At 41.3% G+C, this 25,686-nt stretch carries 25 protein-coding genes; 13 read left to right on the top strand and 12 right to left on the bottom strand.

Features of this window, described 5'->3' with window-relative positions:
- Nucleotides 1-96: 96 nt before the first annotated feature.
- The 3 genes from CDC37_RS18135 to CDC37_RS18125 form a co-directional block, all read right to left on the bottom strand.
- Nucleotides 97-603, bottom strand: a complete 507-nt coding sequence (locus CDC37_RS18135; protein ID WP_172892798.1) for a gluconokinase — start codon at nt 601-603, stop codon at nt 97-99.
- Between the two features lie 93 nt (nt 604-696).
- Nucleotides 697-2,100, bottom strand: a complete 1,404-nt coding sequence (asnS, locus tag CDC37_RS18130) for an asparagine--tRNA ligase (RefSeq protein ID WP_096623822.1) — start codon at nt 2,098-2,100, stop codon at nt 697-699.
- A 90-nt stretch (nt 2,101-2,190) separates the two neighbouring features.
- The gene (locus CDC37_RS18125) at nt 2,191-2,553 is read right to left on the bottom strand and encodes a hypothetical protein (RefSeq protein WP_096623820.1); all 363 of its coding nucleotides are present in this window, start codon (nt 2,551-2,553) and stop codon (nt 2,191-2,193) included.
- A 110-nt stretch (nt 2,554-2,663) separates the two neighbouring features.
- On the opposite strand from CDC37_RS18125, the gene CDC37_RS18120 reads away from it, so the two are divergent.
- The 3 genes from CDC37_RS18120 (at nt 2,664) to CDC37_RS18110 (ending at nt 5,223) form a co-directional block, all read left to right on the top strand.
- Complete coding sequence (locus CDC37_RS18120; protein ID WP_096623818.1) at nt 2,664-2,957, top strand: DUF6439 family protein; 294 nt, start codon at nt 2,664-2,666, stop codon at nt 2,955-2,957.
- A gap of 106 nt (nt 2,958-3,063) precedes the next feature.
- Nucleotides 3,064-3,702 carry a peroxiredoxin gene (locus CDC37_RS18115; RefSeq protein WP_096623816.1) on the top strand — a complete coding sequence of 213 codons (639 nt, stop codon included), beginning with the start codon at nt 3,064-3,066 and terminating at the stop codon, nt 3,700-3,702.
- 561 nt (nt 3,703-4,263) lie between these two features.
- Nucleotides 4,264-5,223, top strand: coding sequence for a hypothetical protein (locus CDC37_RS18110; protein ID WP_096623814.1), 960 nt, complete (start codon nt 4,264-4,266; stop codon nt 5,221-5,223).
- Between the two features lie 37 nt (nt 5,224-5,260).
- Here CDC37_RS18110 and mazE read toward each other — a convergent pair whose 3' ends face one another.
- Nucleotides 5,261-5,488 carry a type II toxin-antitoxin system MazE family antitoxin gene (gene mazE, locus CDC37_RS18105; protein ID WP_096623812.1) on the bottom strand — a complete coding sequence of 76 codons (228 nt, stop codon included), beginning with the start codon at nt 5,486-5,488 and terminating at the stop codon, nt 5,261-5,263.
- A 395-nt stretch (nt 5,489-5,883) separates the two neighbouring features.
- Nucleotides 5,884-7,692, bottom strand: a complete 1,809-nt coding sequence (gene lepA, locus CDC37_RS18100; protein ID WP_096623810.1) for a translation elongation factor 4 — start codon at nt 7,690-7,692, stop codon at nt 5,884-5,886.
- Between the two features lie 957 nt (nt 7,693-8,649).
- Here lepA and CDC37_RS18095 point away from each other — a divergent pair.
- Together CDC37_RS18095 and CDC37_RS18090 are read left to right on the top strand one after the other, a co-directional pair.
- Entirely contained in the window at nt 8,650-9,804 is a 1,155-nt protein-coding gene (locus CDC37_RS18095) for a Re/Si-specific NAD(P)(+) transhydrogenase subunit alpha (RefSeq protein ID WP_096623808.1), read from the top strand.
- Nucleotides 9,805-10,174: 370 nt separating this feature from the next.
- Nucleotides 10,175-10,462 carry an NAD(P) transhydrogenase subunit alpha gene (locus CDC37_RS18090; RefSeq protein WP_096623806.1) on the top strand — a complete coding sequence of 96 codons (288 nt, stop codon included), beginning with the start codon at nt 10,175-10,177 and terminating at the stop codon, nt 10,460-10,462.
- An 83-nt stretch (nt 10,463-10,545) separates the two neighbouring features.
- On the opposite strand, the gene CDC37_RS25585 is transcribed toward CDC37_RS18090, so the two are convergent.
- Complete coding sequence (locus CDC37_RS25585) at nt 10,546-10,677, bottom strand: hypothetical protein (protein WP_255408834.1); 132 nt, start codon at nt 10,675-10,677, stop codon at nt 10,546-10,548.
- Between the two features lie 94 nt (nt 10,678-10,771).
- On the opposite strand from CDC37_RS25585, the gene CDC37_RS18085 reads away from it, so the two are divergent.
- A complete protein-coding gene (locus CDC37_RS18085) occupies nt 10,772-12,178 on the top strand; it encodes an NAD(P)(+) transhydrogenase (Re/Si-specific) subunit beta (protein WP_096623804.1) in 1,407 nt (468 codons plus the stop codon).
- A 73-nt stretch (nt 12,179-12,251) separates the two neighbouring features.
- On the opposite strand, the gene CDC37_RS18080 is transcribed toward CDC37_RS18085, so the two are convergent.
- A complete protein-coding gene (locus CDC37_RS18080) occupies nt 12,252-12,656 on the bottom strand; it encodes an NIL domain-containing protein (RefSeq protein WP_096623802.1) in 405 nt (134 codons plus the stop codon).
- Nucleotides 12,657-12,880: 224 nt separating this feature from the next.
- Between CDC37_RS18080 and holA the strand changes: the two genes are divergently transcribed.
- Nucleotides 12,881-13,873 (top strand): DNA polymerase III subunit delta, encoded by a 993-nt coding sequence (holA, locus tag CDC37_RS18075; protein ID WP_096623800.1) that lies wholly within the window; start codon nt 12,881-12,883, stop codon nt 13,871-13,873.
- A gap of 162 nt (nt 13,874-14,035) precedes the next feature.
- On the top strand, nt 14,036-14,476 hold the full coding sequence (locus tag CDC37_RS18070; protein ID WP_096623798.1) for a DUF4168 domain-containing protein: 441 nt from the start codon (nt 14,036-14,038) through the stop codon (nt 14,474-14,476).
- Nucleotides 14,477-14,610: 134 nt separating this feature from the next.
- Here the strand turns inward: CDC37_RS18070 and CDC37_RS18065 are convergent, their stop codons facing one another.
- The 4 genes from CDC37_RS18065 to CDC37_RS18050 all read right to left on the bottom strand — a co-directional run bounded on the left by CDC37_RS18065 (nt 14,611) and on the right by CDC37_RS18050 (nt 17,512).
- Nucleotides 14,611-14,865 (bottom strand): TIGR03643 family protein, encoded by a 255-nt coding sequence (locus CDC37_RS18065; RefSeq protein WP_096623796.1) that lies wholly within the window; start codon nt 14,863-14,865, stop codon nt 14,611-14,613.
- A 51-nt stretch (nt 14,866-14,916) separates the two neighbouring features.
- Nucleotides 14,917-15,567, bottom strand: a complete 651-nt coding sequence (locus tag CDC37_RS18060) for a helix-turn-helix transcriptional regulator (protein WP_096623794.1) — start codon at nt 15,565-15,567, stop codon at nt 14,917-14,919.
- Between the two features lie 421 nt (nt 15,568-15,988).
- Nucleotides 15,989-16,597 (bottom strand): hypothetical protein, encoded by a 609-nt coding sequence (locus CDC37_RS18055; protein WP_096623792.1) that lies wholly within the window; start codon nt 16,595-16,597, stop codon nt 15,989-15,991.
- 315 nt (nt 16,598-16,912) lie between these two features.
- Nucleotides 16,913-17,512 (bottom strand): thylakoid membrane photosystem I accumulation factor, encoded by a 600-nt coding sequence (locus CDC37_RS18050; protein WP_172892797.1) that lies wholly within the window; start codon nt 17,510-17,512, stop codon nt 16,913-16,915.
- Nucleotides 17,513-18,030: 518 nt separating this feature from the next.
- On the opposite strand from CDC37_RS18050, the gene petB reads away from it, so the two are divergent.
- The 5 genes from petB to CDC37_RS18025 all read left to right on the top strand — a co-directional run bounded on the left by petB (nt 18,031) and on the right by CDC37_RS18025 (nt 23,743).
- Nucleotides 18,031-18,678: a cytochrome b6 gene (gene petB / locus CDC37_RS18045; protein ID WP_096623790.1), complete on the top strand. Its 648-nt coding sequence runs from the start codon at nt 18,031-18,033 to the stop codon at nt 18,676-18,678.
- A 302-nt stretch (nt 18,679-18,980) separates the two neighbouring features.
- Nucleotides 18,981-19,463 carry a cytochrome b6-f complex subunit IV gene (gene petD / locus CDC37_RS18040; protein ID WP_096623788.1) on the top strand — a complete coding sequence of 161 codons (483 nt, stop codon included), beginning with the start codon at nt 18,981-18,983 and terminating at the stop codon, nt 19,461-19,463.
- Between the two features lie 593 nt (nt 19,464-20,056).
- Nucleotides 20,057-20,536: an ATP-binding protein gene (locus tag CDC37_RS18035; protein WP_096623786.1), complete on the top strand. Its 480-nt coding sequence runs from the start codon at nt 20,057-20,059 to the stop codon at nt 20,534-20,536.
- An 802-nt stretch (nt 20,537-21,338) separates the two neighbouring features.
- Nucleotides 21,339-22,337, top strand: a complete 999-nt coding sequence (locus CDC37_RS18030; RefSeq protein ID WP_096623784.1) for a GDP-mannose 4,6-dehydratase — start codon at nt 21,339-21,341, stop codon at nt 22,335-22,337.
- A gap of 242 nt (nt 22,338-22,579) precedes the next feature.
- A complete protein-coding gene (locus tag CDC37_RS18025; protein WP_096623782.1) occupies nt 22,580-23,743 on the top strand; it encodes a glycosyltransferase in 1,164 nt (387 codons plus the stop codon).
- 656 nt (nt 23,744-24,399) lie between these two features.
- Here the strand turns inward: CDC37_RS18025 and CDC37_RS18020 are convergent.
- The gene (locus tag CDC37_RS18020) at nt 24,400-25,353 is read right to left on the bottom strand and encodes a glycosyltransferase family 9 protein (RefSeq protein WP_096623780.1); all 954 of its coding nucleotides are present in this window, start codon (nt 25,351-25,353) and stop codon (nt 24,400-24,402) included.
- Nucleotides 25,354-25,686 lie beyond the last annotated feature (333 nt).

The following is a 25,686-nucleotide window of genomic DNA, read 5'->3' as shown; positions in this document are numbered from 1 at the left end:
CTAATACCGGAATCAATAGATGTGCGTGGTTTGGTTTGTATTTAAAGATAAAAGTGTTTTTCCCCACACCCCAATCACTTGCAAGCCAGAAAATAATTAACTCACAGCAAGATTTAAATCATGTCTAATCTTGTCAACAATTTCTGTAGGAGTAGAACTAATATCTATATAAATAGTAGAATAAACTGCATTACTAGGTTCCTCTAAAGCCGCAAATTGACTTTCTAAAAGTTCCACACCCAGATAATGATTTTGTCGATTTTGTAATCGCTGTTTAATCAATTCATAGGAACCCCGGAGATAAATCAAACGCACGCGATCGCTCTCAACTACAAGATAATCTCGATAGCTATTTTTTAAGGCGGAACAAGCTAAAATCATGTTTTTATTTGCTTGTAACCACTGTTTAATTGCCGTTTGTAAATCCTCCAACCAGGGAACGCGGTCAGCTTCCGTTAACGGAATCCCCTTTTGCATTTTCTGAATGTTACTAGGGGAATGAAAATCATCCGCATCACTAAATTCCCACCCTAAAGATTCTGCCAATAATTTTCCTATTGTTGTTTTCCCAGAACCAGCAACACCCATGATGATAATAATCATGTATTTAAATAATCAATTCAATCATCAAAAATATCACAAAAATACCACGTAGAGACGACCCGTCGGGTCGTCTCTACAAAAATTATTTCCCCATTAAAACTCTGCACTTTCCGGTGTCCTAGGGAAAGGAATCACATCTCGAATATTACCCATACCCGTCATAAACTGGACAAGACGCTCAAATCCCAAACCAAAACCAGCATGGGGAACCGTTCCAAAACGACGCAGGTCTAAATACCACCATAAATCCTCTTCCTTCATTCCTTGAGCAAGGATTTTTCTTTGCAGTACATCCAGTCTTTCTTCCCTCTGGGAACCACCGATAATTTCACCAATTTTCGGAGCCAAAATATCCATTGCCGAGACAGTTTTTTCATCCTCATCCAACCGCATATAAAAAGCTTTAATCTGGGCAGGATAATTAGTCACAATTGTCGGTTTTTTAAATAATTCCTCACATAAATAACGTTCATGTTCCGACTGTAAATCCGTACCCCAACTCACCGGATATTCAAACTTCACATCACCCTTTTCAATCGCCGTTTCCAACATCTTAATTGCTTCAGTATAGGTAATCCGCTCAAACTGATTATTAATAATATTTTCTGCTGTTTCCAACACCGTTTTATCAATCCGTTCGTTGAAAAATGCCATATCCTCTGGACACTTTTCCATCACATATTTAAAAATATACTTGAGAAAAGCCTCCGCCAAATCCATATCTCCTTTCAAGTCGCAGAAAGCCATTTCCGGTTCCACCATCCAAAATTCCGCGAGGTGACGGGAGGTATTCGAGTTTTCTGCCCGAAATGTCGGGCCAAATGTGTAAACATTACTAAATGCCATAGCCATGATTTCGGCTTCTAGTTGACCACTAACCGTTAAATAGGTGGGTTTGGCGAAGAAATCTTGGCTGTAATCAATATTACCCTCCTTTGTTCGGGGAATTTTGTTGAGGTCGAAACCAGTTACACTAAACATTTCCCCAGCACCTTCGCAGTCACTTGCGGTAATAATCGGTGTGTGAACCCATAAAAAGCCTCGTTGTTGGAAAAACTCATGGATAGCAGTTGCACATGCATTCCGCACCCGAAACACAGCACCAAAGGAATTAGTCCGACCACGCAGATGGGCAATCGTCCGTAAAAACTCGAAGGAGTGGCGTTTTTTTTGTAACGGATAAATTTCCGGGTCAGCCTCCCCATATACCTGGATTGACTTTGCTTTAACTTCGATACGCTGTCCCTTACCTTGGGAAGCAGCAATCACACCATCAACTTCAACCGATGCACCAGTATTAATTTTTTTAATTATCTCACCATAATTTGGCAGATTCTCGTCGATCACAACCTGCAAACTAGCCATCGACGAACCATCATTAACTTCCATAAAAGCAAAACCCTTGAGTTCGCGTTTTGTGCGTACCCAACCTTGGACTATGATGCTTTGATCCGGTTGTCCATCCCGTAAAATTTCCGCAATACGTTTTTCGATCATAATTTTATTTGTAAATAGTTTAGATTGAGAATACAGGAGACAGGATACAGAATACAGATTTGTATTCTGGTTTTCTCAACCTCAAATTCCTTACCCAGCATAGGATTTGAGTATCCAGCCAATGATAACCCCTAATCCACCGAAGCGGACAATTTGCCAGAAAGGCTCTTTGACGCTGTTCCAGGAAAAAAGTTGGCTTTCGAGGTTAATTTCTAAGACTTCCAGTTTAGCTTGAATTTCCTTGAGTTCGAGACGCATTTCAGGTAGCTTGCTATTTTTCAGTTCAGCTACACGTTGTTTGAGTTCAGCCTGTAAATTGCGATCGCGTTCTACTTGTTCAAATCGCGCTTTCAGGGTCATCAGCGCATCTTCAACTTCCAGCAAGGCTTTGGCAAATTCCAGGGATAAATTTTTCTCTGAAGAGGGTTGTGATGGTTGATTCGATGGCTTCATGGAGGCGTTGTAAACTTAAATTATGATTGGAGTTAGCACCAATCCGTTTATATTCCAGACTTGATGTAGTCGCAAATACTTCCTAATCCACATACCCAGTTTTCACAAAAATGTCACAAATCACCCCAGAATCTCCGAGTAAAACCCTGGCAGAAGCTAGCACCCTAGAACTAGCCCAAGCTCTGATGGAACGCTTGAGCATTCAACCTAACGACTGGCATCGCCTCAAATCCAATCGTCAAGTCCGTGCCAAAGAACAAACAGCAGCCGCATTAGTATTTCTACTGAAAGAACAACCCGAAGAAGCTTTACCGAGATTACAACAAGCCACCGGATGGTTAGACCGCTCGATTTCCGCACCCCCCTGTCCGAGTCACGGCGATCGCACCAAAAATCTCCCTTAAATTTTGTTGCAAACTGCCCCTATCCCATCGGAATAGTGGATTTTGTGGGATGATCGAGATAAGTACATTCACTAAGTACAGCGTTTTTAGGTACAGGGAATCTAACATGACTCTCCGTCTAGGTGATACAGTTCCAAATTTTCAACAAGCATCGACCCACGGTGATATCGATTTCTATGAATGGGCTGGGGATAGCTGGGTAATTCTGTTTTCCCACCCTGCTGATTTTACTCCAGTTTGCACCACCGAACTGGGTACAGTTGCCAAATTAAAACCAGAGTTCGATAAACGCAATGTGAAAGTAATCGCTCTGAGTGTGGATGACGTGGAATCCCACAATGGTTGGATTGGGGATATCGAAGAAACTCAAAACACAAAGCTGAATTATCCAATTTTGGCAGACCCCGACCGCAAGGTTTCTTCTTTGTATGATATGATTCATCCGAATGCAGCCGAAACTGTGACTGTACGCTCGGTGTTTATCATTGATCCCAACAAAAAATTACGTTTATCGCTCACCTACCCCCCCAGCACTGGACGCAATTTTGATGAAATTCTCCGGGTGATTGATTCTTTGCAGTTAACCGACAACTACAGCGTTGCAACTCCTGCGGATTGGAAAGATGGTGACGACTGTGTAATCGTTCCTTCTCTCAAAGACCCAGAGGTCCTCAAAGAAAAATTCCCGAAAGGATATCAGGAGATTAAACCTTATTTGCGTATGACTCCTCAACCTAATAAATAAATTTGGTGAAAGGGTTATTTTTATGAACCACTGCATCCCCTGGTTTTCCCGGTTGTCGCAAGTGGAGTGAAACTGTGTCCAAATTGAGGACACTTTTTTTATACCTAAATTTTATACCGATGAAATTTATCTGATTGATAATCTTCCTGTCTCCGACTTCCGGAAGGATTACTTTGCAAAAATTCTTTTCTGAGTTTTTCCGCAAGCTCTATAGATTGCAAAAGAGATACAACAGTCCCAACATCTGGAAAATCAGTATTTGGCAGATTTTTCGCGATTTTGAGCCGATTTTCCGGATAAAGCCCAAAAAACTTGCATGTGTAATTAGTATCTCTGATTGCAAATTAGTCTAATTTGTGCTTGGCAATCCTACTGACATTAAAACCAAAAATCACTGAATCTCTCCTAATACCGATTCAAAACATGTTTGCAACAGAGACGTAGCATTGCTACGTCTACGAAATTCATTTGTTGCATTCTGTTTGCAAATTGGTATAAATCTCAATACAAAATCTACCAAAATCTAGCCATTTGCTGGATACCAAATATACCGAGGGGATAATGGATAAAATTGATGATATTAGCTTGATCCGTAAATTTGTTCAGGGAAAAACACGATTAGCGTTTAATCATAGCCTGAAAATTGAGCCTTTTTCGGACACAGTGCAGTTATTAACAAAAAAAGGCACATTATTGGCAGTTACTAAGCTTGTGCATCATTTTAAGATTTTTTTAGTCCGGGAAGAATCGGTTTATTGGGAACTAATTAATCAAGTGATGTTAGAAAACTGCTTGATGCCAACTGGTCAAAATGAACAAGGTTTACTTCAATATAAATTTACCAGTATTCCCATTGGTCATCAAATTAATTATAACCTGACTAGAATCATGTGGAAAAGTTGGCGATCGCATTTAGTTCATAAGACCAGTGATGGAACACTGCTCAACTTTTTGATTTCCACCCCGAATGGCTGGGAACCAATTCTGGATATGAGCTACAGTCAGGAAAGTGTCTTTATCAAAACCAGCATTGATGAAAAAATGCTGCATATTAGTGATAAAGTTATATGGCTCAGTCCGAAGCTCCAAAATCAAGTAGATAATTTATTTATTGAACCTTTAATTAAAGAAGAAAATTACCATATTTCTGCTAGTGATATTCTTCTTGGTGCTTTGGATGAAGATACACTAATTGAAGATTCCCTATCCCATTCAGCAGATAACTCCCATAATTCTAGTTCTACATCGATTACTTTTGCTCCTGCAAATATATCTGATTATTCTTTAGAAGAATCAACTTCCACCGCAGTTGATACCAAAGTTGAAATCAAAAAAGATAACCCGACTTCAGAGTTGTCCCAACCCAGAACCAGTCCTCAAAATATTTTAAGTATTTACCAAGGCAAATTATATATTCAAACCATTGAAGGGGAAATAGTTGTTGAAGGTTTTAATATGCGGTTTTGGTTTACTCCTCCTGAAGGTAGTAATATGACACCCCAACCTGTGGAAGTAAAGTAAACATGATATCTGTCGCATTTATTCAAATTACTGTAAACTAGTAAGCATTTAAACCATCACCTACTGCTACATCCCAGATAGCAATTTCTGCTTGTAACTCTGGATCATTAGCTTGATCCTTATAAGCATTCTCCAGTTCTCTCATCAAAACCCTTTTTTTCTCTTGTCGGAGAATCTCATTAATAAAGCTACTACGATTACTTGCAAGCTGGTCTACAAACTCTAAAATATCGTCATCTAAGGTGATGCTAACTTTCTTGCTCATGGCCGTAGTGGGAATATTTTAGTAGGATCACATTGTCATACTATTCAATCCTATATTACTTGCTAACAGTGCTAACTCATTTTGAACTAGTACCGCGTGGCGTAAATACACCTACCTTTCCCCTCGCTCCCATGCTCCGCGTGGGAGCAGAATCTGCGAGGTTTCTGCCTTGTGAATGAAGGCAGAGCCTTCAACTCACTAAGCGACCACGCAGAGCATGGTCACTAGATAAAAAGTTAATACTTGGTTTATTTCAGCCAACCTGTACTAGGTTAAAGTCCACTGGCTTTTAGCCGTGGTTAGTTTACATTGATCCTCAATCAGGGAAAGTTTTCTGGAATAAAAAATCTCCCAGCAACTTTCCCTAAACCTACCCGAGAGTAATCAAAAATTCATCAACTTTTGTCGATCCGCAGCACGGCCATAAAAGCTTCTTGGGGAACGTCAACCGTACCCACCGCTTTCATCCTTTGTTTACCTTTTTTCTGTTTTTCTAATAGTTTACGTTTCCGGGATATATCACCACCGTAACATTTTGCGAGTACATCCTTACGCAAAGCGGGAATATGTTCACTGGCAATTACTTTACTCCCAATTGCAGCTTGGATGGGGACTTTAAATTGGTGTCTGGGAATCAATTCCTTGAGTTTTTCTGCCATTGACCGTCCCACATTATAGGCTTTATCCCGGTGAACAATCATCGCTAGGGAATCTACCGGGTCACCATTGATTAAGATATCTAACCGCACTAGGGGATTTTCCCGATAACCAATTAGATGATACTCCATACTCGCATAACCACGCGATCGCGATTTCATCTGGTCAAAAAAGTCGGTGACTACTTCCGCTAAAGGTAGTTCGTAGGTCAATGTAGTGCGTCCCTGGGTCAGGTATTTCATGTCTTTAAATACCCCCCGTCGGTTTTGCGCTAATTCCATCAAAGTACCTACGTAGGTTTCTGGAGTAATCATTTCTACTTGAACGTAGGGTTCTTCAATTTTCTCCCGTTCGTTGGGTGAGGGTAAATGACTCGGATTATCTATGTATATGACTTCGCCTTTGTTGGTTGTCACACGGTAAACTACGGAGGGAGCAGTAATAATTAAATCAAGATTGTATTCCCGTTCTAACCGTTCCTGGACAATTTCCATGTGCAACAGTCCTAGGAACCCGCAGCGAAAACCAAATCCCATCGCACTGGAGGTTTCCGGTTCAAAATGTAAGGCTGCGTCGTTCAGTTTGAGTTTTTCCAAAGCCTCCCGCAAATCCTCAAATTGATCGGCATCGATGGGGAACATCCCGCAAAATACCATCGGATTGGCTTCTTTGTAACCTGGTAAGGGTTCGCTGGCTTTAGCGTTCGCCAGGGTGATGGTATCCCCCACCCGCGCATCAGCAACGGCTTTAATGGAAGCGGAAATATAGCCCACTTCCCCAGCACGCAGTTCATCCACGGGAACCTGTGTCGGTGCAAGTACCCCCAATTCGTCGATGATAAATTCCCGACCGGAAGCCATGAGGTAAATTTTATCACCACGTTTGAGTTTACCATCCATGACTCGGAAGTAAACTATAACACCACGATAGCTGTCGTAATAACTATCAAAAATTAAGGCTCTGGTGGGTTGATCGATGGTATCTTGGGGCGGGGGAATCTGCTGGACGATGGCTTCTAATATCTCATCAATACCAATTCCTTCCTTCGCGGATGCCAAAATCGCTCCACTACAATCTAAACCGATAATTTCTTCAATCTCTCCAGCAACCCGGTCTGGTTCAGCCCCCGGTAAATCGATTTTATTTAAAACAGGAATTATTTCTAAATCATGTTCCAGCGCTAGATAGACATTGGCTAGGGTTTGAGCTTCCACCCCCTGGGAAGCATCCACTACCAGCAACGCACCCTCGCAAGCTGCCAAACTTCGGGATACTTCATAGGAAAAATCCACATGCCCAGGAGTATCAATTAAATTCAGTATGTATTCCTGTCCATCCTTGGCAGTGTAATTCATCCGGGCTGCTTGCAGCTTAATGGTAATGCCGCGCTCCCGTTCCAAATCCATATTATCGAGAAATTGCTCCTTCATTTGCCGTGCTTCCACAGTCCCAGTTGCCTGTAGTAAACGGTCAGCGAGGGTCGATTTCCCGTGGTCGATGTGAGCAATAATGCAGAAATTGCGAATGCGTGCTGCCGGAACAGTCATATACTTTTATCTAACCTTGGGACAACCAAAAATTTTAACGATGAATATACTTTACATATTTTAATGCTTAATGGCGATCGCGTCTGCTTTTAGTAGACACAATCTGGGGATTTTGGATTTATTTCTCTACATATAAGGTTAGTCTACGACAACGCTACCTGTACCCACATGTAAATGCGTAGCGCAGCAACAACATGACTACTCCCGTACAGACGCGATCGTCTCTCCCTACTTCCTGTAAAGACGACCTGACGGGTCGTCTCTACTCCCTCAAAATCTAGATTTTTGTCAGCAATTCCAGTCTCGTTGATAATGAACTTTTATTGCGATTTGCAAAGGTATTCAAGGGAAAGTTAAAAGTTATTGAATCTGGTTGAATTTAGGCGAGGATATGTCAATCTAATTGCTAATGGCTATAGTTTGGGAATAGGATGTAAATTTGCTACTTTTTGTATATTTCCAGTATTGACATTTCATCGAAAGTGTTCGCGATAGCCAAATATTCAGGTTTTTTGTCTCAAGGATAGATTGGGATGGAAATATCTGGGGGAGAAAGATAATTAGACAAGGGATTGCAGATATAAGTAATTATACCTTCTGGGACTGGAGGTCATCCGTAGATAGGGTTTACAGATATTTCTATGTCTCGACAGAAGTTATTAATTGACGGAAAATAGCTGTTGTTCTCGATAATTATTAATTATCTTTACCCTTTTCAGTGTGGATACTGAAGTTAAATATTCAGGTTAGTTTCTGGATATTTGGTGCGGGTTTGTAAAGATTATTTAGTTTTCCTGGATGAATGGTATTTATTGTCTTTATGCTAGTAAAACTTACATCCCCATCGGGAAATTTTCCGGGCGAATTGGGAGAAAAGAAAAAATAGTTTTATTCAGTATAAACACCCAGGAAAAGTACCAGTTAAATTTGTTCATTGGACGATAAGGATAAAAGCGAATGCGGATAGCAATAGCAAAAGAAATTGAAGTTGGTGAACGACGGGTAGCACTTGTTCCCGATACGGTGTCTCGCTTGGTCAAGCAGGGTTTAGAGGTCTGGGTGGAGACCGGTGCAGGGGAAAGAGCCTACTTTGATGATGCAGCCTATGCAGATAGTGGAGCGCAAATTATCAAAAGCAAAGAGCAACTTTGGGGTGAAGCGGACATCGTTTTGAAGGTGAATCCACCGGGTTTAACGGAAGAGGGAAATTCAGAACTAGATTTACTCAAATCAGGGAGTGTATTGATTAGTTTTCTGAATCCCCTTGGAAAACCAGAAATTGCCCTGAAACTAGCAGAACGGGGAGTTACCGGGTTAAGTATGGAGATGATCCCCCGGATTACGCGATCGCAAAGTATGGATGCGTTGTCTTCCCAAGCTTCAATTGCTGGGTATAAAGCGGTGTTAGTAGCTGCGGCCATGTTACCCAAGTATTTCCCGATGTTAACAACGGCTGCGGGAACCGTTCCACCAGCGAAAGTCTTGGTCATCGGTGCAGGAGTTGCTGGATTACAAGCCATAGCCACAGCCAGACGTTTAGGAGCGGTAGTGGAAGCCTTTGACGTGCGTCCGGTGGTTAAGGAACAGGTACAAAGCTTAGGAGCAAAGTTTATCGATATCCAAATTGATGAAAATACCGACGCAGGGGGAGGATATGCCAAACAAGTAGGAGAAACCACCCAAGAAACTATTCGTCAAGCGATCGCACCCCATGTCAAATCTGCGGATGTGGTGATTACCACTGCTCAAATTCCCGGAAAACCAGCCCCACTAATGATTTGTGAACAAACAGTCATGGGGATGAAACCAGGTGCGGTAATTGTGGATTTAGCTGCTGAAAACGGAGGAAATTGCGCTTTAACCGAAAAAGGTCGCGATGTGGTGAAGCATGGAATCACCATCATTGCTCCCACCAATTTACCCGCATCCACACCCATTCACGCTAGTCAACTGTACTCCAAAAATCTTGCTTCCCTCCTACAATTACTCATCAAAGACCAACAATTAAACCTGGATTTTGGCGATGAAATTATTAACGCAATTTGTATTACCCATGCAGGAGAAATTCGCAGCGATCGCATTCGCAATTTATTAACTGTTAAGCAAGTGTAATTAGGGCTAGCTGAAAAGTAGTCAGACTTTTATCTTGTAGGGTGTTGAAGCTATTTGATCTGAAAAAAATTGCAAATACATGGATATATAAAATTTCAAACCTTGCATTTGTAATTTTTTGGGTCTTTTGAAAAGAGAAAGGGAACAGCTTAAAACTATTCCCTGTACAGATGCGACATGTCGCGTCTCTCCCTCTTCCCTACCCTACTAAAAGACTTTTTCCGCAGACCCTAATTAGGAAATTTGTTGACTGTTAACTGTCAAATGATATTTTTGCCGAATTCACACCAGTTGATATTGTTAACTGTCCAATGTTAAAACAAAACCGAAATTTCCCAGATTAATCCAAAATCTAAAATCCAAAATCCCCATGAATGACCCATTAATTGCCGCCCTATTTGTCTTTGTCCTAGCTTCATTTACCGGATTTGAAGTTATTAATAAAGTACCACCAACCCTACATACTCCCCTAATGTCCGGTTCTAATGCCATTTCCGGAATTGCCGTTTTAGGAGCGATTATCGCCGCAGCCGAAGGAGAATCTAATTTTGCCGTCATCCTCGGATTTATTGCTATTATTCTGGCCACAATCAACGTCGTTGCTGGCTTTTTAGTCACCGATAGGATGTTATTAATGTTTAAGAAAAAGGCAAATTAAGATTTAGAATACGGTCGTCAGAATACAGGATACAGGAGAAATTAATTGAATCTAAAATCCTCTCACCTATCCAGAAGGTAATTTCAATTTGACAAATAAATGCGACGGACGGTGTTGGCAGCTAATACTGTATTCAGTAAGTCAGCAAGAAAAAACCATCGATGTGCAGTATCTTCGTATTTAGCTCGTAATTGCGCAACTACAAACAAGTGCATTTTCAAATCCACATAGTAGCAGAACAACTACAGGATAATCCAAAATAAAACTACTCCCAACTCACCACTCCCGACCCCCTAATTAATCACAAATATGGACAACTTATTCACCACAATAATTCAAATTTCCTACTTAATTGCGGCTTCATTTTTTATTATCGGTCTAAAAGAATTAAGTTCTCCTGCAACAGCTCGTCATGGCAATTTCTTAGCAGCAGTAGGAATGCTTTTAGCAATTATTGCCACCCTTCTCCAAACCCATGTTTTAAATATTCAATTAATTTTACTGGGTTTAATTATTGGTTCGATAATCGGCACATTTGCAGCATATAAAGTGGAAATGACCCAAATGCCACAAATGGTCGGTTTATTGAATGGTTTAGGTGGTGCTGCATCTGCATTGGTTGCAGTGGCAGAATTTACCAAAATACTTGCCAATCCCCAAGCTATTTCCGTAGATGCGAACATATCCATCATGTTGGATATATTCATCGGTGGAATTACCTTTACCGGGAGTATGCTCGCATTCGCTAAACTTCAAGGATTAATTCCTGGTACACCGATTCAATTCCGTTTTCAACAGGTTTTTAATGCTTTCTTGTTAATCGGTTTTATTGCTGGTAGCCTATACCTGGTGGCTGTAACTCCATCCCTCACCGTATTTACAACGATTATTGCCATTTCCCTAGTTTTGGGAGTAATGTTTGTCCTTCCCATCGGTGGTGGTGATATGCCAGTGGTGATTTCCTTGCTCAACTCCTTTTCTGGTTTAGCAGCAGCAGCAGCAGGATTTGTGGTGATGAACAACATGCTGATTATTTCCGGTGCATTAGTGGGAGCATCGGGAATCATCCTCACCCAAATCATGTGTAAAGCCATGAATCGCTCATTGGTCAATGTATTATTTGGTGCTTTTGGTAGTGGTGGTAGTACAGTAACAGGTGAAGCGGGAAGTAGTAATAGTAACAAACACGTTCGCACCATCGATCCGGAAGAAGGAGCAATGATGCTAGGATATGCGCGGTCAGTGGTAATTGTACCCGGTTATGGTATGGCTGTAGCCCAAGCTCAACATAGTGTTCGGGAACTAGCAGATCAACTGGAACGGATGGGTGTGGAGATTAAATATGCCATACATCCAGTCGCAGGAAGAATGCCGGGACACATGAACGTGTTGTTAGCCGAGGCGAATGTCCCCTACGAACAACTATACGACATGGAGGATATTAATCCCCAGTTTGAACAAACGGATGTAGCTTTAGTCATTGGTGCAAATGATGTGGTTAATCCCGCAGCGAGAACAAATGAAAGCAGTCCCATTTATGGAATGCCGATTCTGGAAGTAGATAAAGCCAAACAAACCATCGTCATTAAGCGGGGGATGAGTGCGGGATTTGCAGGTGTGGATAATGACTTATTTTACAAAGATAAAACCACAATGCTATTCGGTAGCGCCAAAGAAGTTGTCGCCAAATTAGCTGCAGAAGTCAAACAGTTGTAATAACAGTTTGAAAAAAGAATACCACAGATGAATTATGTAGAGACGTAATATATTACGTCTCTAACAGCAGACCCTAAATATTGGTGGAAATGGCTTGAACAGGACAGGTGGGGATACACTGTTCACAGACAATACAACGCGATCGCACAAAGTTTAACATAAAGGTTTCTGGATGGAGGGTAAGTGCTTCCGTCGGACACACACCCGTACACAATCCGCAGTGAACACAACTTTCTTCGTCAATCACGATTTCTGCTAAAGAGAGGGAAACGTGGATATGCTGTTGACGCATCCATTCAATCGCAGCGTCAATTTGGTCAATATCTCCCAGTAACTCCACCACCAGTTTCCCAATTTGGTTTGGTGCAACCTGGGCACGAATAATATTAGCTGCAACGTTAAAATCTTTAGCAAGGCGGTAAGTAACAGGCATTTGCACAGCCCGTTTTGGAAAAGTCAGCGTAACTCTTTTTTTCATTATATTCCTGTTGCAGGGATGGGGGAGATAATGGTTAATATTTACTACAGCTTACCAATGTCTACTCTGCTGTTGCCCATTTAAGTTGTATATTAACCTCTTAGTTGACGGTCAACTAATAACAGTCAGCAAGTCCCACACTAACATATAGTAATTATACAGCAAATACAGATTCTCTGATTACCCGCGAACAAATCTAATCTCAAATCTCCATCTTTTAAGCTATGTCAATATATCTATACTGGGGTGAAGACGATTATGGGATGGAAATCGCCGTCAAAAAATTACGCGATCGCATTCTCGACCCGATGTGGATCAGTTTCAATTACACCGTCTTCAACCACGATACAGCCGAAGCGCCTATCCTGGCATTAAATCAAGCCATGACTCCCCCCTTTGGTGCGGGGGGAAGGTTAGTTTGGCTGACAAATAGTAATATCTGTCAGCAATCCTCAGACAAACTCCTCGCTGAATTAGAACGCACCCTACCAGTAATTCCCGAAGCATCGATTTTACTTATAACTACAAGTAATAAACCTGATGATCGACTAAAATCCACTAAAATTATCAAAAAGTACGCCGAAGTGCGTGAATTTTCCCTGATTCCCCCCTGGAAAACGGAGCTAATCGTCCAACAAGTCAACCGTGTCGCCTCGGAAATAGGTGTAAAATTAACACCACGGAGTGTGGAAATGATTAGTGAAGCAGTAGGAAATGACACCAGACTTTTGTATAATGAGCTAGAAAAAATACGCCTATACGCTAATGACAGCAACCAACCCCAAGACCTGGAAGTCGTTGCCAAATTAGTGAGAAATACAACTCAAAACAGTTTACAGTTAGCGGGTGCAATTCGGAGTGGGAATACTGCTCAAGCCTTAAGCTTAGTTGCAGACTTAATTGCAGCGGCAGAACCAGGTTTGCGAATAGTTGCCACCCTAATTGGTCAATTTCGGACTTGGCTACTAGTCAAAGTCATGGTGGAAAGCGGTGAAAAAAGCCCCCAGGAAATTGCGAAATTTGCTGAAATCGGCAACCCTAAACGTGTTTACTTCTTGCTAAAAGAAGTGCAAACACTCACCCAAAGCCAACTACTGGCAATGCTACCAATCCTCCTTGACCTAGAAGTCAGTCTCAAGCAAGGAGCTTCAGAACTAACTACTTTGCAGACGAAAGTCATTGAACTATGCCAAGTATGTCAAAGAAAATCAGCCTAAAAACATAAACCAAAATCTAAACTTTTACTGATAGTCATTTTTTTTCTGGAACATCTTCCCCATAAAATAATTCAAAATTAATAACCCACAGATACTGTAGTAATTTTCCCATATAACCCATACAAATAGTGCGACTGTATAGTTTTCATGTAAAGGAAGAAAATGTTGAAAAAACGCGAGCTAATTTCTTGTTTCCAAACTGTGACAACTGCAAGTTTTCTGGTTGGGATGTTTCTATTTAGTGGTCAAGCGCAAGCTCAAACTCCCACCATTAATTCTGCGGACGTGGATCGATATGCACGCTCCATACTAGCGCTAGAACCCGCACGACAACGTGCGTTTAACGAGATCAAAAAAATTGTTGGCAGCAGCGATGTTCCCAAGATTCTCTGCAATGATGCCAACAGTTTTAATGCCCTACCTAGAAACGCTCGCAGAGTAGCTGTTGACTACTGCAATCAATCGCAAAAAATCGTCGAAGGTAACGGTTTAACTATTGACCGTTTCAACCTGATCACGATTGAGTTGCAAAACAATGATAGCTTAAAGGAAAGAATATATAATACCCTACTGCGACTCCAAAAAAACCCCAACTCACGTTAGTTTGCCGTCGTTTGAGTAGTGCTGGGTGTGGCACAAATAAGAGCATATTCAACCAAGATTGGTGGAAATATTTATAATTATTTAATTATTTCCCCTCAGCACTGCATACCCAATCTATTCTTTTTTTCCTAATTTTAGGTTTTTTGATTATCCGACTTAAATCGACCAGAGACAAATTCCCTTTGGCGTAAGTGCTTGGTTTTTCTCCCTGTCACCCGTTTTCGCCACATCCGAAAACTCGATGCTTTCATTTCTCGTCGCATAATTGCAATTGTCTCCGACTCTGACACACCAAACTGTGCTGCGATCGCCTCAAAGGGTGTTCTATCTTCCCAGGCCATTTCCACGATTCTATCGATTACTTCCTGGCTAAGTTCAAGCTTTGGCATAGGTTAAGTAACAGGAGAAAAACATAGAGTCAACTAGACCTAAATTATAAACTATTCCCATGAATACTGACGACTAGTAATAAATGCTTGACGTTTCGCATGGATATTTTTCATATGTTTTTTCACTGTGTTAATTGTGATATAAAGTTGGGAGGCAATATTTTTATAGCTATGATTGGTTCGGTAAAGATGCCAAACTTCCGCTTCACACAGAGTTAACTGATATTGCTGGCTTTCAGTAACAGCTAAGTTGGGAACTGATTCAGAACGGTTTTCAATCGTAATTAAAATAGACGATATGGGATAAATATCTAGTTCTAATAATCGGACTTGAATGCGAAAAATTTCATCCTGATTTAAGGGGATTTCATCTTCGATGATTCCAGCTACATTGGATTTTTGGGGATTTGTATTCAAAATGGACTGATAAAACCGCCAAATAGTTTTTACAAGTTTATTTTCATCGCTATTGAATTTTACACATAGACTCTGAAAATAATTATTCCTATAGATAATCTCACCCTCCATACTCATAATTAAAATTCCATTTTGGAGATTTTCCAGAACTTGCAGGAATAAATTGGATTCCGGCAATATATCGGGAACAGAAATTATTTGACTGTGACTTTCCAGCCATTTTAAACACAATTTTGATGGAGATTTAGGTAAAGCACGGGTTCCAGGAATAAATGTCTTCATCATCTTGTTTTCTGAATAACTAATAATATCAATGGCACAAATCAGCTTCCGACTAATGCAGAGATAAATATGAATACAGTTCAGAGTGGCATTTTATGCAACCGATTCCCTGTTCTATATTCAAATTCAATAATTTATTCATAATTTTCGGAAAAATGCCAGTAAGCTGATTGATATCCTAGACAAACTAGTGGTCTGTCCCATTAATTTTGAGCAATTAGAAAAGGCACGTAGTAGCGCTTTAGTGTTAAAGCCATTACTACACACACCTCAGAACTTAAGTGGTCAATTACTAGCAGAATCAATGCTAATATCTAAACGTCAGCAAAATAATTGATCCAATCTTGATAACATTCCCCATGAAGCGATTTTGATTATTCCTCAGTATCAAGCCAAAACCCCGGTAAAGTTTTTAAAAACTAAATCAGCAAATCGGTTGTTTCCCTGGATTAACGGCATGAATATACTCACTACCTGAAGCGGGAAAACCTCGCTGATAGCAAGCTTCTTCCGGTTTTCCCCAACCTAACTGTAAAATTAGTTCTAAAAATTGAGTGTTTGCATATACACACAAACCAGCCCATTCACTACGCATGAAAATCCGTTCTACATCCTCTGGCTGAATTTGTTGAAATTGCTTACCGTGGTGAAAGCTTAAATACAAATCCATGTCAGTAGTCACACTACGCCAAAATTCTACAATCGAATTTTTCGCTGCATATAATATTAATAAATCACTATTGAGTGCAGCTAATTGGGGGTCAACTTCCGGGTAGCGAAGACATTTACCTTTAACTATAACCTCTTTCCAAATAATTCCGGAAACTTGATGTTGTCGTTGATAATCATGAATGGCTGCCTTAAAATCTTGATAAGCAGTAAACTTTTGTAGACCCTCAGCTTGAATAAATTGATCGAGAATCGGATTTCCCGAAACTGATACATCTAATTTCAGACGTTCTCCCTTCAGACAAGCTTGTCTTTCTGCGGCCAGAATTTGAATTAGTTCCTGGGTAGTGTAAACCTTTGACATCGGAACACTCACTATGGGTCAAGAAGTTTATGCAGCGATGGAAATTTAACAAAGAAAGCTAGTACCGGGATCGGGAATAAATCAGACATGGAGTACAAAATATATCATCACTAGTGACAGCGACTGGAAAATGCAAGCGCAATTGTACTCTATTGATTTACCCTTTTGACCCTGTTTACTAACTTCCGACTGACTCAAATCTGAGTCAATATTATCCCGGTTAAATCGCAGAAATTGCAGTATCTAATATCACGAAAAGCATTTTTTATTCAGTATTTGTGATATTCACTACAAGCGATTGATTTAGAATTTGAATTACTGAGTTAGCTCACTATTAAACTCATTAAAGGAGCGACGCTTTAACTCTTGGGATTCAGAACGAGGTAATAAATCAAACACCTCCCGCAAACGGTCATCAATTTCTTCATAGGGAACTTGTCCAGACTTATTCAAAACTACCTGTCCTTCTTGGTTAAAAACAACAACTTGGGGAACTTTTCCAGAATAAAAATATCCTGGTTCATCCGGTGAGTATTTATCCTTTGGCGCGATCGCATCTACATCCACTGGGATAATTTCTGCCGCTCGTCCGTAAAATGCCTGAACCTGGGAAACTACAAGGGCATATTCTTTACAGTCACTGCTGTCATCTATGTAAAAGGTGAGAAATACAGGCTTATGTTCAGCAAGCGCCTTCGCAAGAGTTTCCCGCGCCGGAACTAGGGAACCATTCCCAGCATAGACGACAAAAATATTTCCATCATAACGGTCATCCTTAATACCTGCATTCGCCGGAGCAACAAAACACAACCAGAGAGAAATTCCCACCAGACAAAAACAAGTAAAAAGCTGACCCCATCTGGCTTTATCGAGGAGGAGGAAGGATTTTAATTTTTCGAGCTTGATCAGTTGCATTTGCCGAAACCTGTTTGACTGATGTGGGTAATTGTTAAATTTTCTTTACGCTGACACTATTGTTTAAGATACACTTTCTCGGTTCGAGGATGCTAAAAGACTGGCAAAAATAATTATTTCATCATCGGGTGTAGTCCACCAAGGCAAACAGTTTTTCCCCTCCTTTTCTGGCGAATCCACCCGATCAAGATGATATTTCCCCCTCGACTATGTTACTTTTTTTATAGAAGCGGTGCATTGTCTGATGGCAGCAAAAATGCTCAATCCATCATGCATCCTCCCAAAAAACGTTAAAATCGTCTTTGGTGTGCGTTTATCTCGATTGCGCCCAAAGCGATCGCAATACATAAACAATAAATAATTGTTGCGAAGTGTTAAATTTATGAACAGATTTAGCGCTTGCACAAGCCAAAAAGTCAAAGCGTCATCGTCGCTTTGCTAAAATCCCAACACCACCTGATTGGGAGACCTCAAAAAACCGCAATCAAATCAATTCATCAATCGGAACTCAAGATTTTATGGCAAACGTTTACGACTGGTTTGAAGAACGCTTGGAAATCCAAGCGATCGCTGACGATGTTACCAGCAAATATGTACCACCCCACGTAAATATCTTCTACTGCTTGGGTGGAATAACTCTGACTTGCTTCCTAATCCAGTTTGCGACTGGATTTGCCATGACCTTCTACTATAAACCAACCGTCACCGAAGCATACTCTTCCGTTCAATACATCATGAACGAAGTTAATTTCGGTTGGTTAATTCGCTCGATCCACCGTTGGTCAGCGAGCATGATGGTATTGATGATGATTCTCCACGTGTTCCGGGTCTATTTAACGGGTGGTTTCAAGAAACCCCGCGAATTAACCTGGGTAAGCGGAGTGATTTTGGCAGTAATTACAGTATCCTTCGGTGTGACCGGCTATTCCTTACCTTGGGACCAGGTTGGTTACTGGGCTGTGAAAATCGTCAGTGGTGTACCAGAAGCGATTCCCGTAGTTGGGACATTAATCGCTGATTTATTACGGGGTGGTGCTAGCGTCGGTCAAGCAACCCTAACCCGTTACTACAGCGCCCATACATTTGTTTTACCCTGGTTAATTGCGGTCTTCATGCTATTGCACTTCCTGATGATTCGCAAACAAGGTATTTCTGGTCCCCTCTAAGGACTATGATGTTGGGTTTTGAGGTTGGAGATTTGTGTTTATCACTCCAACCTGAACGGAAAGACTCAATCAGGGGTTCAGTGTTTACTGATACAAAATCATCAGGAAATTTTCTGTTACTCAGGCTTACAACTTTGAGGATTTTGTTTTAAACTGGTGTCTAGAGACCCATAATAGATACTGAAAACATACTCAACAAAAATTGTATCGCAAAGCATACAGTTGGCGTTCATGTTGTCGCCGATACAGGAAAACCTCACAAAAAGCGTTATCAACTTCAACAGGAGAACACATTAAAAAGTATGTCAACACTCAAAAAACCAGACCTGAGCGACCCTAATTTACGTGCTAAACTCGCTAAAGGCATGGGTCACAATTACTATGGTGAACCAGCATGGCCCAATGACCTGCTTTATGTATTCCCTGTAGTAATTATGGGTTCTTTTGCCTGTATCGTCGCATTAGCGGTACTAGACCCCGCAGTTACAGGTGAACCAGCAAATCCCTTTGCAACTCCATTGGAAATTCTTCCCGAGTGGTATCTGTACCCTGTATTCCAAATTTTGCGTTCGGTTCCCAACAAACTCCTGGGAGTATTGTTGATGGCATCCGTACCATTAGGATTGATTCTCGTTCCCTTTATTGAGAACGTGAATAAATTCCAAAACCCCTTCCGTCGTCCCGTTGCCACTACCGTATTTTTAATTGGTACCTTGGTGACATTATGGTTGGGAATTGGTGCTACTTTCCCGATTGATAAATCCTTTACTTTAGGATTGTTCTAATTTTTAAAAGCGCAAATGTGCGGGAACGCCTGTAAATTTCTCCATAGGTGTAGGAAAATACTTGTGGGAAATTTTTACAGGCGTTAGTCTTAAGTTGAGGAATTTAATCGGTAAGTTTCCGATTCTGATTTAAAATCAAATCAGTTAAGTTGGTTTATTTGGGTTAAATATCAGGGTTTCCGCACTAGTTAAGGAAAAACTTGGATTATGAGATTACTTGATATCGTCATGATAGAGTGAAAAAGTAATCCGTGTAGTCGTGATTGAGAAATAATTTTACTTCTTTGTATTTAGTTGTCAAATCGGGTGTAGCTACTGTCCAACTGGGTGAAAAATCAAATACCACTACCTAGACTGAACGTATGATAGTCAGGAAGTCAAATCAGTTCTTGTTTCCATAGCTCTAGTAATTTTACTATATTGCAGAAAATAAAAAACTTTTGACCTGAATTGCCTGCTATTTTTATACTAAATAGTATATTCCAATTGTTAGGATAGATTCAGGTATATCCTAGAGCGAAAAAAACCCAAGCTAAAAATCTTTGATTTGCGGCAAACACCCCTTATTAACTTAGGATTATAAGTCAAGGTCAATGCTTAGCATATTGCAGCAAGACCATCTGACGGTGAAAAGCGAACTCAAACTTCTAAACCAGGTACAGCATTGGTTTGAGGACTTTTGTTTGCAACATTTGTCAAAATTAGGTTGGTCGGAAACCCAACTTTATCGTTTAAACCTTGCCCTTGCAGAAGGTTTTACCAATGCGGTGCGTCATGCCCATTATGCATTACCACCGGAGACTGCGATTGAAATTGGATTATGGCTGTGGAAGGATCGATTGGAAATCCGTATTTGGGACTGTGGTCAACCATTTAACCCAGATGCGATCGCAGAACCTGAACCTGGTACACTACAAGTTGGAGGTTACGGGTGGTTTTTGCTACGGCGTTTAGCTGACCGGGTTGTTTACGAACGTGATACGGACGGTCGCAATTGTTTACTCATCGTCAAGTATGGTCAAACTCCATCGGGAGAATATTCTAAATCAAAAACTCCAAATCAATCTCAATAGAAGAGAAAAAGAAAAATAGAAATCAATTAGTACCCGTGGGATTCTTCAAGCTTAGTTTCCGACGGGAATTATTTTTTCTAGTACTTGACCACACCAAAACGGACAGGTGGGGGTTAGGGAGTGGAGTGATTAGGGAATAGGAGAAATCACTTTCACTGGTGTAAGCAGTAAGTAGGTGGGTGGTAAAAATTGTCCTTGAGACCAGGGAGTAGAGACGACCGTCGGGTCGTCTCTATGCCGAATAATCGCTTACGTTGCGGTTTTATGTTTAATTGCACCTACCTACTTACATGTAATTTAACTTGAGTTAGATGAACCTCACCCCAACCCCTCTCCGTAGCAAGTTCCCGTAGGGTAATCGGAGAGGGGCTGAAAAATCCGTGGTTTTAAGCAAAAATCAATGTTTCCAAAGTCTGTATCCATTTTGGAGAGGGGTTATTTGAATCCGTCGAATTCACCTTAATTTATCAAGAAAATTGCCTTACCGACGTAATAATACGTAAATAAAGTAATTAATACAACTAGAATTACTGATGTAATTCGTATAAAAAAAAATCAGGAAACCCGTAAACCCAGCATTAGTTTTGTCCATTTCCATTTGTTAGGATTTTGGCTGCAAGGAGGTCTGATGTCGGTAGCAAAGGGCACTTATCTAGTCAACTATGGTGGTTAAGTGTTCTGCCGACTTCACTAACAGTTAATCAGCGACTTGGGATGACTGAAACTGATTTTGCTCCCTTGCGATAGAGGTGTATTCTGTCACTTTGTCTAGCAGCAAGTGTGAAAAGGGAAACAGAAAAAAATGGTGAAAACAGCGCTAATTACTGGTATTACAGGTCAAGATGGTTATTATTTAAGCCATCTTCTGGTAGAAAAGGGCTATCGAGTCGTAGGATTAGTTCCACCTCGTCGGCAACCAAACTTGACGAAACTGGGTTCACTGGTGAATAAGGTGGAAATTTATACGGTTGATTTAACCAGTAGTATGGCGCTGTTGACAGCAATTGAAAATTTACGTCCCGATGAAATTTATAACCTTGCTGCACCAAGCTTTGTTCCAGATTCCTGGCATAATCCTCTGGGAACACTGGATTTGATTACGGGTACTGCAACACGCATGTTAGAGGCAATCCGGAATGTGGGATTGGCAACAAGATTTTATCAGGCTAGTAGTTCAGAAATGTTTGGCGACGTGATTAGTTCTCCTCAAAACGAGGAAACGACATTTCGTCCGAAAAATCCCTATGCTGCGGCGAAATTACATGCTCACTGGACAATGGTACATCACCGTCAGCGCTATGGTTTATTTGCCTGTAGTGGGATTCTTTATAATCACGAATCGCCCTTACGTTCCCCTCAGTTTATGACGCGGAAAGTATCCCTAGCAGCAGCTTCAATTAAGCTAGGGATTACAGACCGTTTAGAAATGGGTAATTTGGATGCGAAGAGAGATTGGGGGTTTGCGGGTGATTATGTTGAGGCAATGTGGCGGATGTTGCAAGTTGAGCAACCGGAAGAGTTTGTAATCGGTACGGGAATATTACATAGTGTGCGTGAAGTGGTGGAAACAGCCTTTGATTGTGTGGGGTTGGATTGGCAAAAGTATATTGTGGTGAATCCAGAGTTTTTGCGTCCTGATGAGCATTTTCAATTAGTGGCTGACCCCAGTAAAGCAAAAGCCAAGTTGGGTTGGCAACCAAAGGTGAAGTTGGCGGAAGTGATTGAAATGATGGTGCAAGCGGATTTGGAAAGATTGCAATGTGGTTCATTAGCACCGACAGCTTTGATTCCCAGGGTTTAGGGAGACAGAAGATAGGAGGGATGATTTATTTGGTTCTCTGCACCTGTATTTCTCACGAGTTAAGTTATATGCCTTGAGTAACTCCTCAATCTTCTTTCTAATCCCTAGTCTGTGAAAATTTTTGGGAGTAGCCTACATGTGCTGCTGACACCAGAATGTATAAGAGTGCTTTTTCCCGACTCACTACTCCCTACTCCCCATTTCCGATTTCATACCCGCATTTATATCTAAAAATATAATTTATGTTAACTACTCAAGAATCTAATTCTAATCATTCCCCAGATAATCAACAGTCCCAATTGGATTGTGTATTTATCTTTTTAGAGATTTTTGCCCGTGAAGGTGGAATTCAGTCCTACGTCCAAGATATTTTTCGTGGTTATTTGGGAATGGATAGAGGGATGAATGGGGAAGTGTTTTTGTTGCGGGATAGTCGCAACGCGGAAAATCCCTTTGCCAGGGATAATTTTAAGTTTCATTATTTTCAGCATAAATCGCCTCAAGTTGGGCGAATGAAGTTAATTGCAGCCTTGTTAAAATGCTTTTTACAGCGTCGTCCGCGCCATGTTTACTGTGGTCATATTAATTTAGCGGTGATGGTACAGACTTTGTGTCAACCCTTGGGAATTCCCTACACGGTATTGACCTATGGGAAGGAGGTCTGGGAACCTTTATCGGCTAACTATGTCAGGGCTTTGCACCATGCGAGAGCAATTTGGACAATTTCTCGTTATAGTCGCGATCGCATGTGTAGTGCGAATCGAATTGACCCAGGGAAGGTGAAAATGTTACCCTGTGCCATTGATGGGGATAAATTTACTCCAGGGGCTAAATGTCCCCAATTGCTGGCTAAGTATGGTTTAAATGGACATCGGGTGTTAATGACTGTGGCGAGATTATGGTCAGGTGATATTTATAAGGGAGTGGATGTTACAATTCGAGCTTTACCCCAGATTGCCCAAGAGTTTGCCGATGTCAAATACTTAGTGATTGGTAGGGGTGATGACCAACCCCGTTTAGCTCAGTTAGCTAAGAATTTAGGTGTTGGCGATCGCGTGGTGTTTGCGGGTTTTGTGCCGACGGAGGATTTAATTAACCATTATCGACTGGCTGATGCCTATATTATGCCCTCCCAGGAGGGTTTTGGGATTGTGTATTTAGAAGCGATGGCTTGCGGAATTCCCGTTCTTTCCGGTGATGCTGATGGTTCTGCGGATCCGCTTCAAGATGGTAAAGTTGGTTGGCGTGTACCCCATCGAGACCCAGATGCTGTTGCAGCTGCTTGTCGGGAAATTTTACGCGGTCAAGACCCCCGTTGTCATGGTGAATGGTTGCGACAGGAGGCGATTTCCCATTTCGGATTTGCATCACTACAAGCAAGATTGGCTGATTATCTGCGGGAATAGTCAAAACGAGCTATCTTGAAAACCCTGCTCCCAAAAGCTTCCCTAAATGCAATACAGTTCAGTTAGACTTAAAAGTCTGATTATTGGGTAGGTTGGTTGAAGAATGTAGAGGCAAAGCCTAGGCTGTGTACTTTGTGCCTTTTTTGGGGTCGCAAATTCATGCACAAACCGTGACAACAAACTTGTTCCAATACTGGGGCTGTTGATACATATAGGGAAGCTCTGCTTCCTGATTTGAGGCAGTAGCCCTCGTGGAATGCGTCCCCAAGCGGAGCATCGGGACGAGATCATCACAAAAACTGTGTGAACTTATGGGTAAATTTCCACAAAATCAACAGTCTACGCAAAGCCTCAACCCAACCTACAGTTATCTTTAACACCAAGCGTATTGCACTATGGGGAAGGAAGTGGAGCGCGTCAATCTTAGCGAATCTTTCATATTCAAGATGATGAGATTGTTTTGTTGTTCCTCCTCGCTTCGGACAACTTGTTATGCGCAACTTCACATGAAAAGGGTATTAGCTATTCGCTTTTAGCTTAAACAAAAAGAAGCCCCACATCTCACCGCGAAGCGAGAGTGTGGGATGAATGGCTATACCGCGTTTTGCCTTCCCTAGACTGATAAATTTGCTTTATTGCTATGTCCAAAAATTAACTTAGCCTCCCCAGATTTTGGCTGAAACCGTTTGGGGAGGGATATCAGCGATTTGATTGCTAGAGGATTCAATGGCCAAGAATTTTTCGCTGCTGGGGATGATTAGTGAGGATCTACCTGCACTGGTGAGGACAATGGTGTAGGTTTGGACTGCGATCGCAATCTGTAAAATAGCGCTTTCGGTACAAAGCAGGAGGTTGGCATTGGCAATCATCGCTGCTAGTTGACCAACATTATCGGTGATGACTATTTTCAGTTGGGGAAAATATTCTTTCATTTCCCGCACCAAAGGGATATCCTCCGGTTCTTGGATGGCAATAATACTCATTTCTGGCTGCTTTTGGGCGAATTCCCGCATGATTTGCACCCAGTTGGCAACTGGATAGATATTATTTGTTGTTTCCGTTGTCGAAGTACTACCAGGATAAATAAGTACGTAGCCGATATCGCTAATTCCAAGCCGTTTTTCCTGAGCTTTCACCCAATCGATATCTGACTTGGGTAAGTTCAGGCTTAATTCAGGTGCAGGTGTACTAATACCAATGAGTTTGAGGACATCGTGGTAGACCTGGGGTGCATATTGGTTAGTATTTCGTTCGATGGTATCTGTGAGGAAAGAACTACCTTTACCTTTATAACCAATCCGTTTGGGGATACCAGCTAGCCATAATAATAGCCCTACAAACCAATTGGAGCAGTAGGAAATAGCGACATCATACTCGCGATCGCGCAACATACCGACGAAGTTACCCCAATCAGCCAAACTATTACGGTCTCGAAAATCAAAGTTAAAAACCTGATCTACAAATTTATTGACTCGATAAGCTCCTTTTGCACGGGGTTCCACAAAAACATCAATCTGTGCTTGGGGATAGTGGTGCTTGAGGGATTCAAGGGTTGGGAAAAACAGAATTTGTTCTCCAATCCCACCAGGAACAAGGGCTACTACTCGCATATTGTATTTTTTTTACGCTTTTTTTAAGCTAACTCGCTCCCTATTTTATAGTTTATTGCATAGGACATATAGCCAAGCCTTTAAAACTGCATTTGCAGGAAATGCCTCAAAACTTCAGGGAGTAGGGAAGTAGTGGCTTTAGCCTGGAAAAAGCTTTACTATAAGGCGGGAAAATCCTAATACGAACCCCTCATACCGCAATCCGATTTAAGTCGTGAAAAATAGCGTGCTGAATGACTAGTGACTGTTAACCGTCAACTGTCAACCTTAACAACCCTACATCTAAGATTTCACAAATCCCCCTCGGACTGCTGTATTAGATGGGAAAGCTCT

The organism is Calothrix sp. NIES-3974 (genome assembly GCF_002368395.1).
Classification (GTDB): Bacteria; Cyanobacteriota; Cyanobacteriia; order Cyanobacteriales; family Nostocaceae; genus NIES-3974.
This window is presented reverse-complemented; position numbering and strand designations above follow the sequence as displayed.

Excerpts from the sequence above, each read along its gene's own strand:
- CDC37_RS18135 (WP_172892798.1), bottom strand. The coding sequence starts at position 603 with ATGATTATTATCATCATGGGTGTTGCTGGTTCTGGGAAAACAACAATA.
- asnS (WP_096623822.1), bottom strand. The coding sequence starts at position 2,100 with ATGATCGAAAAACGTATTGCGGAAATTTTACGGGATGGACAACCGGAT.
- CDC37_RS18125 (WP_096623820.1), bottom strand. The coding sequence starts at position 2,553 with ATGAAGCCATCGAATCAACCATCACAACCCTCTTCAGAGAAAAATTTA.
- CDC37_RS18120 (WP_096623818.1), top strand. The coding sequence starts at position 2,664 with ATGTCACAAATCACCCCAGAATCTCCGAGTAAAACCCTGGCAGAAGCT.
- CDC37_RS18115 (WP_096623816.1), top strand. The coding sequence starts at position 3,064 with ATGACTCTCCGTCTAGGTGATACAGTTCCAAATTTTCAACAAGCATCG.
- CDC37_RS18110 (WP_096623814.1), top strand. The coding sequence starts at position 4,264 with ATGGATAAAATTGATGATATTAGCTTGATCCGTAAATTTGTTCAGGGA.
- mazE (WP_096623812.1), bottom strand. The coding sequence starts at position 5,488 with ATGAGCAAGAAAGTTAGCATCACCTTAGATGACGATATTTTAGAGTTT.
- lepA (WP_096623810.1), bottom strand. The coding sequence starts at position 7,692 with ATGACTGTTCCGGCAGCACGCATTCGCAATTTCTGCATTATTGCTCAC.
- CDC37_RS18095 (WP_096623808.1), top strand. The coding sequence starts at position 8,650 with ATGCGGATAGCAATAGCAAAAGAAATTGAAGTTGGTGAACGACGGGTA.
- CDC37_RS18090 (WP_096623806.1), top strand. The coding sequence starts at position 10,175 with ATGAATGACCCATTAATTGCCGCCCTATTTGTCTTTGTCCTAGCTTCA.
- CDC37_RS25585 (WP_255408834.1), bottom strand. The coding sequence starts at position 10,677 with ATGCACTTGTTTGTAGTTGCGCAATTACGAGCTAAATACGAAGATACT.
- CDC37_RS18085 (WP_096623804.1), top strand. The coding sequence starts at position 10,772 with ATGGACAACTTATTCACCACAATAATTCAAATTTCCTACTTAATTGCG.
- CDC37_RS18080 (WP_096623802.1), bottom strand. The coding sequence starts at position 12,656 with ATGAAAAAAAGAGTTACGCTGACTTTTCCAAAACGGGCTGTGCAAATG.
- holA (WP_096623800.1), top strand. The coding sequence starts at position 12,881 with ATGTCAATATATCTATACTGGGGTGAAGACGATTATGGGATGGAAATC.
- CDC37_RS18070 (WP_096623798.1), top strand. The coding sequence starts at position 14,036 with ATGTTGAAAAAACGCGAGCTAATTTCTTGTTTCCAAACTGTGACAACT.
- CDC37_RS18065 (WP_096623796.1), bottom strand. The coding sequence starts at position 14,865 with ATGCCAAAGCTTGAACTTAGCCAGGAAGTAATCGATAGAATCGTGGAA.
- CDC37_RS18060 (WP_096623794.1), bottom strand. The coding sequence starts at position 15,567 with ATGATGAAGACATTTATTCCTGGAACCCGTGCTTTACCTAAATCTCCA.
- CDC37_RS18055 (WP_096623792.1), bottom strand. The coding sequence starts at position 16,597 with ATGTCAAAGGTTTACACTACCCAGGAACTAATTCAAATTCTGGCCGCA.
- CDC37_RS18050 (WP_172892797.1), bottom strand. The coding sequence starts at position 17,512 with ATGCAACTGATCAAGCTCGAAAAATTAAAATCCTTCCTCCTCCTCGAT.
- petB (WP_096623790.1), top strand. The coding sequence starts at position 18,031 with ATGGCAAACGTTTACGACTGGTTTGAAGAACGCTTGGAAATCCAAGCG.
- petD (WP_096623788.1), top strand. The coding sequence starts at position 18,981 with ATGTCAACACTCAAAAAACCAGACCTGAGCGACCCTAATTTACGTGCT.
- CDC37_RS18035 (WP_096623786.1), top strand. The coding sequence starts at position 20,057 with ATGCTTAGCATATTGCAGCAAGACCATCTGACGGTGAAAAGCGAACTC.
- CDC37_RS18030 (WP_096623784.1), top strand. The coding sequence starts at position 21,339 with ATGGTGAAAACAGCGCTAATTACTGGTATTACAGGTCAAGATGGTTAT.
- CDC37_RS18025 (WP_096623782.1), top strand. The coding sequence starts at position 22,580 with ATGTTAACTACTCAAGAATCTAATTCTAATCATTCCCCAGATAATCAA.
- CDC37_RS18020 (WP_096623780.1), bottom strand. The coding sequence starts at position 25,353 with ATGCGAGTAGTAGCCCTTGTTCCTGGTGGGATTGGAGAACAAATTCTG.